The sequence below is a fragment of the Paenibacillus sp. GYB003 genome (assembly GCF_036577625.1).
Taxonomy (GTDB): domain Bacteria; phylum Bacillota; class Bacilli; order Paenibacillales; family NBRC-103111; genus Paenibacillus_AB.
Window position 1 is genome coordinate 33,147 of the sequence record NZ_JARBDC010000084.1, and the last position, 9,145, is coordinate 42,291.

13 protein-coding genes are annotated in these 9,145 nt (G+C 49.2%); all 13 read left to right on the top strand.

Annotated elements, in window-relative coordinates:
- The first annotated feature begins 15 nt into the window (after positions 1 to 15).
- The 13 genes from PV407_RS26375 to PV407_RS26435 all read left to right on the top strand — a co-directional run bounded on the left by PV407_RS26375 (position 16) and on the right by PV407_RS26435 (position 9,137).
- Positions 16 to 168, top strand: coding sequence for a hypothetical protein (locus tag PV407_RS26375; RefSeq protein WP_332092987.1), 153 nt, complete (start codon positions 16 to 18; stop codon positions 166 to 168).
- Entirely contained in the window at positions 165 to 506 is a 342-nt protein-coding gene (locus PV407_RS26380) for a DUF1064 domain-containing protein (RefSeq protein WP_332092988.1), read from the top strand. Before PV407_RS26375 ends, PV407_RS26380 begins: the two co-directional genes overlap by 4 nt.
- Before the next feature lie 286 nt (positions 507 to 792).
- The gene (locus tag PV407_RS26385) at positions 793 to 942 is read left to right on the top strand and encodes a hypothetical protein (RefSeq protein WP_332092989.1); all 150 of its coding nucleotides are present in this window, start codon (positions 793 to 795) and stop codon (positions 940 to 942) included.
- 97 nt (positions 943 to 1,039) lie between these two features.
- Complete coding sequence (locus PV407_RS26390) at positions 1,040 to 2,101, top strand: hypothetical protein (RefSeq protein WP_332092990.1); 1,062 nt, start codon at positions 1,040 to 1,042, stop codon at positions 2,099 to 2,101.
- Between the two features lie 78 nt (positions 2,102 to 2,179).
- Positions 2,180 to 2,380, top strand: a complete 201-nt coding sequence (locus PV407_RS26395) for a hypothetical protein (protein WP_332092991.1) — start codon at positions 2,180 to 2,182, stop codon at positions 2,378 to 2,380.
- The gene (locus PV407_RS26400) at positions 2,377 to 2,874 is read left to right on the top strand and encodes a sigma-70 family RNA polymerase sigma factor (protein WP_332092992.1); all 498 of its coding nucleotides are present in this window, start codon (positions 2,377 to 2,379) and stop codon (positions 2,872 to 2,874) included. The genes PV407_RS26395 and PV407_RS26400 overlap by 4 nt, the downstream gene beginning before the upstream one ends.
- 326 nt (positions 2,875 to 3,200) lie before the next feature.
- Entirely contained in the window at positions 3,201 to 3,593 is a 393-nt protein-coding gene (locus PV407_RS26405; protein ID WP_332092993.1) for a terminase small subunit, read from the top strand.
- Positions 3,590 to 5,038 carry a terminase large subunit domain-containing protein gene (locus PV407_RS26410; protein ID WP_332092994.1) on the top strand — a complete coding sequence of 483 codons (1,449 nt, stop codon included), beginning with the start codon at positions 3,590 to 3,592 and terminating at the stop codon, positions 5,036 to 5,038. Before PV407_RS26405 ends, PV407_RS26410 begins: the two co-directional genes overlap by 4 nt.
- Positions 4,995 to 5,294 carry a hypothetical protein gene (locus PV407_RS26415; protein ID WP_332092995.1) on the top strand — a complete coding sequence of 100 codons (300 nt, stop codon included), beginning with the start codon at positions 4,995 to 4,997 and terminating at the stop codon, positions 5,292 to 5,294. The genes PV407_RS26410 and PV407_RS26415 overlap by 44 nt, the downstream gene beginning before the upstream one ends.
- Before the next feature lie 43 nt (positions 5,295 to 5,337).
- The gene (locus PV407_RS26420; protein ID WP_332092996.1) at positions 5,338 to 7,452 is read left to right on the top strand and encodes a portal protein; all 2,115 of its coding nucleotides are present in this window, start codon (positions 5,338 to 5,340) and stop codon (positions 7,450 to 7,452) included.
- Positions 7,445 to 7,633, top strand: a complete 189-nt coding sequence (locus PV407_RS26425) for a hypothetical protein (protein WP_332092997.1) — start codon at positions 7,445 to 7,447, stop codon at positions 7,631 to 7,633. Before PV407_RS26420 ends, PV407_RS26425 begins: the two co-directional genes overlap by 8 nt.
- 91 nt (positions 7,634 to 7,724) lie before the next feature.
- Positions 7,725 to 8,690: a hypothetical protein gene (locus tag PV407_RS26430; protein WP_332092998.1), complete on the top strand. Its 966-nt coding sequence runs from the start codon at positions 7,725 to 7,727 to the stop codon at positions 8,688 to 8,690.
- 12 nt (positions 8,691 to 8,702) lie between these two features.
- Positions 8,703 to 9,137, top strand: a complete 435-nt coding sequence (locus tag PV407_RS26435) for a hypothetical protein (protein WP_332092999.1) — start codon at positions 8,703 to 8,705, stop codon at positions 9,135 to 9,137.
- The last annotated feature ends 8 nt before the right edge of the window (positions 9,138 to 9,145 follow it).

The window sequence follows — 9,145 nt, forward strand, 5'->3', positions numbered from 1 at the left end:
AAGGGAGGGTAAACCATGATACCTAACTATGCTAAAACGCCCATGTGGGTCGTTTCCTACAAAGGAAAAGTATACTCGAAACCGATGGGACGTAAACAAGCTGAACGCTTAATCTTGCAATTACAACATGTGCTGGTTGGATTAGAGCTTGTGGAGGTGCCGAAATGAGAAGACATAAGTACGGAGCACAGAAAACGAAAATCGATGGTCACACATTCCAAAGTCTGGCCGAGGCCAATTATTACAAACAACTTAAACTACTCCAACGAGCCGGGGAAGTGACCGACATTGTTCTGCAACCGAAATACGAAATCATCCCATCGTATCGTGGTCGCAATGGGCGCAAGGTATCGGCCACGTACTACATCGCGGACTTCCTAGTAACGTACAAGGACGGCCGGCAAGAAATCATCGATGTGAAGGGTTATATCACTCCGGTCTACGCGCTCAAGAAGAAAATGTTTGAGTACCGGTACCCGGATTTGACAATCACCGAGGTGAGTTAAATTGCAAGTCAAGATCACAAACGCATCAAAGCCGTGGCAATGGTACAAGGAACTGATCGGAGAGACGTTCACGGTGCAGCCGAGTTTGTTCGGATACCGAGTCGAACATGGTCCATTCGAAGGCGAAGTTATACTGCGTCGTGATTGCATCGTTCTGGACGCGCAGAAAGGCGATTTAGGCGCGTTACAGCGTCGGGTAATGTAAAACCATTGTAGAAGCTGTGAGTCTCTTAAAACGGCGTATACGAGGCCGATAGAAGTAGACTCGGTTAAAGGGGGTGAAACTGTGTTACGAAAACTGCTTGAACAACTTTTTTCGCAAGAAAAGAAGCGTCGTCCAATCGTTGGAATCATAAACCAAGATGAAGCTGATGAGATGAGAAAGAGGATTGAAGCAGAGCTAAAAATGCAAGAAGAAATCGCCGGAAAGCCTTGATACAACAGGGATTTTGCTAGGATTATGCGGCAAAATGTGGTACAATAAAAGCAGATATTTCGAATGTTCGGAAACAATCAAACTTAGGAGGATATCCATGAGCCAAGAGCGCAAACAAGAAATCAAAAATCAAATCGATCACCTGAACAAGCAGATCGAAAGCGGAGTCAGTATGCACGCTGCCGATACGTACCGGCAACAAATCGCGGTGTTGGAATCGGAACTCGCGCAGATCGAGCAGACGGAACAAGAACATGCGGCACGGGAACAGAAGACAGAAGAACTGATGGACGAATACAACGAGACATTGAACAGCATTTTCGATGCGTTGCTGCCGGAGGATAAATTCGCGGCCATCCTCGGACTGAACGAATACGAGCAATTGCGCCAAGATTACAAGCGCGTACATAACGCATACTATTCGGACAAAGTGGCGAAACTCAACGAGGAACATGCGCAGGAAATCGAGAATTGGCGCGAGAAGTTCGGGCGACTAACGAAGCAGGCGCAGGAGACGGAAAACCAATTGGCACAAACTCGCAAGGAGCTTGAAGTTGGGCTTGAGGCGAATTCCATGTATGCCGTAGAGAATGAGGAGTTGACAAGGAAAGTAGAAGAATTGCGGCTTGAAATTGACGAGAAAGCCGATCAGTTTCTAAATATTCAAGCTGAAAACAAGCGGCTTGTATCCGAAATTGAAGAGCTGAAATCTAAACTCGAACAAGCACAAAAACCGAAAGATACAGCGAAATCAGAAGCGCTCAACAAAGTGCTGGACGAGATCAAATCACGCCAGAAAGACGACCCGGATGCCATGATGCAACGATTCCTGGCGCGTCAGCAACAAAGCGAAAAAACCGTGATGAAGATCGATCACTTGAGTAAAACCGTTGAATTACCGGAGTTACCCTTTCGTCCCCAAATGGATACGCAAATGGCTCAGCAAAGTGCCGATCCTTTACCGACAGTAGTAACACAGGATCAGTTTCGCAGCAGCGTCGGAAACATGGGCGAACAGGCAACGAGTGCCGAGGACGGAGACGGAACGCATGGAAATTTGGAGGGCCGCAGAGACGATGAAACGGTATCTCGCGCAGAATTCGAAGCGCTCGAAGCACGGGTAACGGAGTTGGAGAAACAACGCGCACAAGTAGCATAATTGGCCGAACGGCCATCGAATCGGCCGAATCCGCTTAGCGTAGCGGCGGCCGATGGGTGGCTCTTAAGGGGTGAGAGGATGAAAGAGCCATTAAAATTCACAATAGGATTCAGCGGTGATAGTAAGACGTACCACGTCAGATGTGAAGCGATCGATTATTACTTGCCGGGATTCAAGTCGACTGAAGATGCGTATTACCACGCCAAGAAAGCGGAATATGAATTCAATCTGATCCGGGAAAAACATCTTATGGGGGATAGCGAGGTGAAACCCAAATGAGCCTAGAATGGGATGACCGAGACACACGCTGCACCGTGGAAGCATACCGGCGATCCCGTAAACGCCTGACCGAAGGCACCTACAGCGAAACGGAACTCCCTCATGTGAACGCGATGATACGGAACCTCGACTTTGCGATCGATTGGATGACACATGCCAAGCAGCCAGACCGAAGGCGCGGCATCGAGAACTTGGCCTCATATCAACGCGAGATATCGGTCGACCCGGTCAAACTGGACTACGTTCACGCCCCAACTGAGACACGCTACGAACGCATATCGGACTTTTATCGGATTATGATCCAAGATGTATTGGCGCAGCTCTCGACGCGAGAAAGAGAATGCTACGAGCTGGCATATGGGCAATTATACACACACAGTGAAATCGCGATGTTACTGAACATCGACCGACGAAACGTCGCCAAGCATATCAAACGAGCAGAGCAAAAATTGCAGCAAAAACGGATTCAAACGAGCCTATTCCACGTCGGATAGGCTTTTTTTCTGCATATTTTGTACGGCAATAACCACTAATAAGTGAATAAGAAAACGAGTTTCTTATAACCTGACGTTATAAGAGTTGATGTAATGCGATGTGCTTTTTGCAATTCTGATACACACGAGAGATTCCACAAACGAAACATAACCGTATTCGCCCATTTCTGGTGCATCGAAGATCGCATGAATGAGATGGACACAGCGGATTGGATCGACTGTTTGTTGTTCGAGGATGCGATCAAAACGTACGCTACAGCGAACAAAAGTGAGCTTCCATCACAGGGCGGATAGACGATATAACGAACAAGTGAGGTGAATTGATGATGGCATTGTCAGATAAGCACATGCGTTTTGTGGATGAATACATGAAGGACATGAATGCAACCGCAGCTTATCTACGTGCCGGGTATAAGTGTACGGAAGATGCAGCTCGTGTAAGTGCATCGAAATTGCTAACAAATCCTAACATTGTAGCAGAAATTGCTACACGTCAAGCGAAAATGCAAGAAGAATCGGGAATGAGCGTTAAATGGGTGTTGGATAAGTACAAGGACATCATTGAAAACAACATCACGAGCGATCCAGCAGTGGCAAAGAGCGCTCTGGATAGCGTAGGTAAGCATTTCGGGATGTTCACGGATAAAGTGAAGATGGACGCCAATGTAACCGGAGAAGTAGGGATTACCGTGGTGTTCGATAAGGCGATGGGAACATGACGACCATACACATTCCATATAAGCCACAAGAACGACAAGCTAAGTATCACCAAGCGGAAGGTATCGACGAACTCCTGTATGGCGGTGCAGCTGGCGGAGGAAAGTCCGAAGCTACGATATGGGATACGCTCAAATACGCGATTCAGTATCCAGGTAGCCGCCAAGTTATCTTTCGCCGCACGTTCCCGGATTTGCAGCGGTCGATCATTATGCGGACCTTGCAGGTATATCCGAAAGAGATATGCAAATACAACCAATCGAAGCATGAATGGACGTTCGTAAATGGCAGTGTCGTGGAACTCGCATACTGGGACAACGATTCCAACTACATGAACTATCAAGGCGCGGAGTACGATCAGATTCGATGGGAAGAATTGACCCAGTTCGAGGAACGATGGTACCTGTACATGCTATCCCGTTTGCGCGGATCGAAACCGTACCCAAGAGCGTGTAAAAGCACGACGAACCCTGGAGGAATCGGGCATACCTGGGTGAAGAAACGGTTTATCGATATCGGACCTCCTGAAATCACGCATGAGGTGCAGGAATACGACGACGGAGGAAATCCACTATATTGGCCGGAGGGAATGCCATACGCGGGAGAGCCAATCATCCGCAAACGGTTATTCATTCCGGCCAATGTATTTGACAATAAAGCACTGATGGAGAATGACCCCGGATATGTGGCGCGCCTGATGTCGCTACCGGACAACGAACGCAAGCAACTTCTCGAGGGGGATTGGGATACATTCGCCGGGCAGTATTTCAGCGAGTTTACGCGCGCCATACACGTCGTAGAGCCATTCGAAATACCAGACCATTGGCGGAAGTTCCGCGCGCTAGACGAGGGCTATAACGATCCGTTCGTGTGCCTTTGGATTGCACTTGATCCAAAAGGGACGGCATACGTTTATCGCGAGTTTGTCAAAACGAAACTGCTTACGAGCGAGCAGGTCGAGGCCGTAAGGCAGAACAGCCCGGTTACCGAGCGATATGACTACACGGTCGCAGACACAAGCTTTTGGAACAAGGCTAAAACGGAAGATGTGACACCGGCAGATATCTTTGCTAAATATAGTGTACCGCTGATCCAGGCAAAGAAAGAGCGCGTCAACGGTTGGAAACGTCTGCGTGAGTGGCTGCATGTACAAGATGCAATCGATCACGTAACGGGTAAGCGATACAAAGATGCGAAGTTGAAAATATTCTCGACGTGTTTACGTACGATTGAATCCATCCCGGCAATGATTCACGACGAAAAGCATGTTGAGGATGTGGCCGAACACCCACTCGATCACGTTCCCGATGCATTGCGATATTGGGTAATGTCTCGACCGGATGGCGGCGGAAAGGAAAAGCCATGGTCCGCAATGCCCGACGATATACGCAGACGAGTTGACGATGATGACGACGATGATATTCGAGTGGAAAACTCTTTTTGGTGAGGTGAGAACGTTGGACAGTGAATGGATTTCAATAGTCATCCTCGCTCTATGCATCGTGCAAATGGTGAGAGATTACTTTGAAAAGAAAACGATGCAGAAGACTATCGACCGACTCACCGACAAACTGATGGCAAAGGACTACCGCGAATACGTATCCATGCAACCACGTGAGCCGGTTCAAGAACAGCCGAAGCGTAAAGCGATGAGCTGGTATGATGATCCGAACATCGATGATGACGAACGCGAAAAACACTGACGCATAGGCGTCTTTTTTATTTGCATGTTAAAGGGGTGATTGCGTGGCATCACTGATCGATAAAGCGAAAAATAAACTTCAAGGCATATTTTCCGGCGATGACGGGGCGGACTCGCAAGCCAAACAGATAAACACGCCTAAGGAACAAGAACTATACGGAAACATCATGCAAGATTACACCGTGTTCAAATCAGCGCGGCAGATGATCGAACCGTTATGGCGAGAAGAAGAACGATTCTACAACAGCGAACACTGGTATGGATTGCGTACACCGAATGTCATTCAGAGGCGCCCGAGCCCGGTAGACAATATCGCATGGGCGCAAATCGAATCAATCGTCGGAAAACTTGGCGGATGGGATCCGTTCCCCGACTTCACAGCGCAAGAACCGCATGACGAAGAAAAAGCGTCGGACTTAAACGCATTCATCCCGTACGAACTACAGCAAATCAAGTGGAAACAGAAGTATATCAAGGCTGTTCGCCAATGCGTCATACACGGTCCGTTGATCTTCAAGACCATCTTCGACCCAAACGTCGAGGGCGGACGTGGTATGAACCGATATGTCGGACGTAACGATATTGTTCCGGTAGAGTTGGGGACGTTCTTCATCGACCCGCGCATTACGGATTTTATCTACTTGCAGGATATGGGAGCGATCATTGTCCATACACGCCGAACACTGGAATATTTTCAAAGACGATGGCCGAAGCAAGGGCCGAAGGTGAAGCCGGATAATACAGCGGCCGATGTGCAGATATTCAACTACCCCGCATACGGGATGAATCAAAAGTTGTTCAACAACACCGACTCGACATGGTATCCGTTCGATGCGACAACGCAGTCACAAACAGCTGGTCTCATCGAGTATTGGTATCGCGGATTACCAAAGATGGTGTCGGAGGAAGATAAACAGCTTTTCCGTGAGCAAGCTGAATCATTGCTTGAACAGGGGAAGGACCCATCCGAAGCCTTTGCGAAGGCTGAGGGGAACATGGAAGGCGTACATTGCGTATACGTCTCCACAAGCGGCGTATTCCTTGAGCATAAGGCGTATGTCTATGACCACGGTTTGTACCCCTTCTCGGCACGTACGCTGTTCCCTAACGGTCGTAACGCATGGGGCAAAGGGTTCATGCGCGACATGATCAAACCGCAAATCGTTCTTAACAAGGCGGTTGAAATCGCGGTTGAAACGATGGCGACACAAGGTAATGGCGGCATCATGTATGAGGAAAATGCCATCACCAAACAACAAACGTGGAAAGAACAGCGATCAATTCCAGGTGCGATGTTGCCGGTAGCGCCCGGGTTCTTGGATAAGGTCAAAGAGTTGCAGGGCATCAACACGCCAGAATCGGTTTTCAAGCTGATCGACTATTATCGAACCATCCTGCAGGTCATACCGGGCCAATTCGATAGCGCCAATGGTCAACCGAACCCGAACGTGACGAGCGGCGAGCAAGCGAAAGCGTTGATATCGGCAGCGTCCACGCGATTGAACACGGTAACGGACGTGATATCGGATGCACTCGCAGATTCGTTCAAGCAATACGTCGAACTGATCGCGCAGTTTTACACGGATAAGCGTATCGCCCGGGTAACAGGCCGAAACGTAGCCATGAGCCGCGACTCGATCATAAACAGCGTACCGACCACGTTCCAGAGAACGACGGACGATGGACAAACCGAGGAAATCCCGGTGATGGAGGAATACGTCCCCGAGTTCGACATCCTGGTCAAAATCAGTGCAGAGAAGCCTGTTGACAACCAATATTGGATTCAGATGGCGTTCAATCTGTTGCCGATGACCGATCCGCTTACCGGCTTGCCGATGGTTGATGCGGAAGCCGTACGATATACGATTCAGAATGGACGCATGGAGCCGATGGACATCATCAAGCAGCGAATTGCCGCAGAGGCCCAGGTTCAGCAGAAGATCGCGGAAATGCAGGCGCAATTGCAGCAATTGGCAGCCGAAAACACGGGAATGAATCAGCAATTGACCGAACTTACGAGCCGTAAAGAGTTGCAGGAAGAAGACGACCGCCAGTTTGATCGTTCGCTGAAAGCCCGCAAAATGGACCTGGAAGAAGCAAAAACCGCGAATCAGATGATGAACGAATTCAATCCATTAGGAGGCGTGGTCAATGGCTAAGTCGATGAAGCCCGGAGGCGGCGGACGGTTCGAGAAGTTCACGAAATCGCTCGAAAGTAAGGGTATGAGCAAGGAACAAGCATCGGCGATTGCTGCAGCTGCTGGTCGTAAGAAGTACGGGAAAGAGAAGTTCCAACAGATGGCGGCGAGTGGTCGAAAACGTGCTGCACGAGGTAAATAATACGGGCCCATGGTGAGAATCCATCGCGGCCTTTTATATTGCTTATTTCTGCTCCCTGCCATAGGAGCTATTCGATAAGGAGGCATTACCCATGAGTGAACAAATCGCCAGCCATAGCGAGGACGCTCAGAAAGATATTTCCCTGGACGAAAAGGTTAACTCTATCCTCAAAGATTTCGGCATCGAACAGAAGCCAAGGGAGGAAGCGAAAACCGAAGACACCAAGGAACAAGAGCAAGACATCGACCAAGAGGACGAGGAAAAGGCACCTCCTGCCACAGAGGAACCTAAACCGGTTCGCAAAGTGAAGTTCAACAAAAAAGAAGTCGAGATTTCCGAGGATCAGATTGACGAAATCTTGCAAAAAGGTCTAGCGCTGGACAAGGAAAGGGAACGCAAATCCGAGTACGAAAAAGCCCTGCAGCGAGCCGCCAAACTCGCCGGGTTTGAATCGACTGAGGATTACTTAAAATCCCTTGATGAACTCGAGCAAAAGGCCATCCAACGGGAAAAGGACCAATTCGCGGACTTGCGCAAACAATTGCGTGAAGATGCCGAAGCCGCTGGCCTGGACCCGGATAAGGTTGAACAGTTTCTGGACAATCACCCATTACTGAAAAAGGCACAAGAAGCCGTAGCACAAGCTGAGAAACAACAGCAAGAGCGCAGCACCATCGAGCAACAAGCCGAACTTGAACGCCAATGGGCCGAACTGTTCACCAAATACCCCGATTTAGCGAAGCAGTCGCAAGAAGGCAACGACGAATGGATCACGCCGGAAATGCAAGACCGGATTCAACGCGGTTACCACCCGTTAGATGCTTACGAACTCGCAAACCGCGACAAAATCATCGAATCGATTGTGGAGAAAGATCGGCAAGCTAGGCTTAAACAGCAGCGCCTAAACAAGCGTTCGGGCGTGTTGGGTAGCGAGAAAGGCGAAGTCGAAGAAGAAGTCGATGAAAAGTATCGCCCTGTCGCTGACCGTGTTCGTGGTGCATTCGCTGCATTTGGGATGGACCCTAAAAAAGCCACAAATTACATGAGATCACGGTAAGGAGGAATATCAATGGCGTTGGCACTTTATGGCCCGGGTTTTGACTGGGCTCACAACGATATGCACCAGGACGAAACTCGCATCACTGATAAATTCTTCACGGATAACGAGGCCGGTAAAAAAGGCGAAACTGTAAAGCTTGTAAATGGTCGATGGACAAAAGCCTCCGGTACAGATGTGCCTGGAGGCATTTTAGATGCCGATGTAGTAGCTGGGGTTGACCAAGTATGCGATGTGACCCTTATTCGACCGGGCGATGTCTTCAAGGTTAAGTATACGGGCACACCTGCAGGAGGCTTCACAGAAGGCGCGAACGCCGTTGCAATTGCGGCAGATGGGCTATCTGTGAATGCAGCTACTGTCGCGGGCGGCGCTGTCGCTATCCGAGACATCGACACTACAAACCAAATGTGCACAGTTTATTTCAAACTGCGGCAGTTCTCGTGATAAAGGGG

What these genes read in the sequence shown, in the direction of transcription:
- PV407_RS26375 (WP_332092987.1), top strand. Translation starts at nt 16, where the DNA reads ATGATACCTAACTATGCTAAAACGCCCATGTGGGTCGTTTCCTACAAA.
- PV407_RS26380 (WP_332092988.1), top strand. Translation starts at nt 165, where the DNA reads ATGAGAAGACATAAGTACGGAGCACAGAAAACGAAAATCGATGGTCAC.
- PV407_RS26390 (WP_332092990.1), top strand. Translation starts at nt 1,040, where the DNA reads ATGAGCCAAGAGCGCAAACAAGAAATCAAAAATCAAATCGATCACCTG.
- PV407_RS26395 (WP_332092991.1), top strand. Translation starts at nt 2,180, where the DNA reads ATGAAAGAGCCATTAAAATTCACAATAGGATTCAGCGGTGATAGTAAG.
- PV407_RS26400 (WP_332092992.1), top strand. Translation starts at nt 2,377, where the DNA reads ATGAGCCTAGAATGGGATGACCGAGACACACGCTGCACCGTGGAAGCA.
- PV407_RS26405 (WP_332092993.1), top strand. Translation starts at nt 3,201, where the DNA reads ATGGCATTGTCAGATAAGCACATGCGTTTTGTGGATGAATACATGAAG.
- PV407_RS26410 (WP_332092994.1), top strand. Translation starts at nt 3,590, where the DNA reads ATGACGACCATACACATTCCATATAAGCCACAAGAACGACAAGCTAAG.
- PV407_RS26415 (WP_332092995.1), top strand. Translation starts at nt 4,995, where the DNA reads ATGATGACGACGATGATATTCGAGTGGAAAACTCTTTTTGGTGAGGTG.
- PV407_RS26425 (WP_332092997.1), top strand. Translation starts at nt 7,445, where the DNA reads ATGGCTAAGTCGATGAAGCCCGGAGGCGGCGGACGGTTCGAGAAGTTC.
- PV407_RS26430 (WP_332092998.1), top strand. Translation starts at nt 7,725, where the DNA reads ATGAGTGAACAAATCGCCAGCCATAGCGAGGACGCTCAGAAAGATATT.
- PV407_RS26435 (WP_332092999.1), top strand. Translation starts at nt 8,703, where the DNA reads ATGGCGTTGGCACTTTATGGCCCGGGTTTTGACTGGGCTCACAACGAT.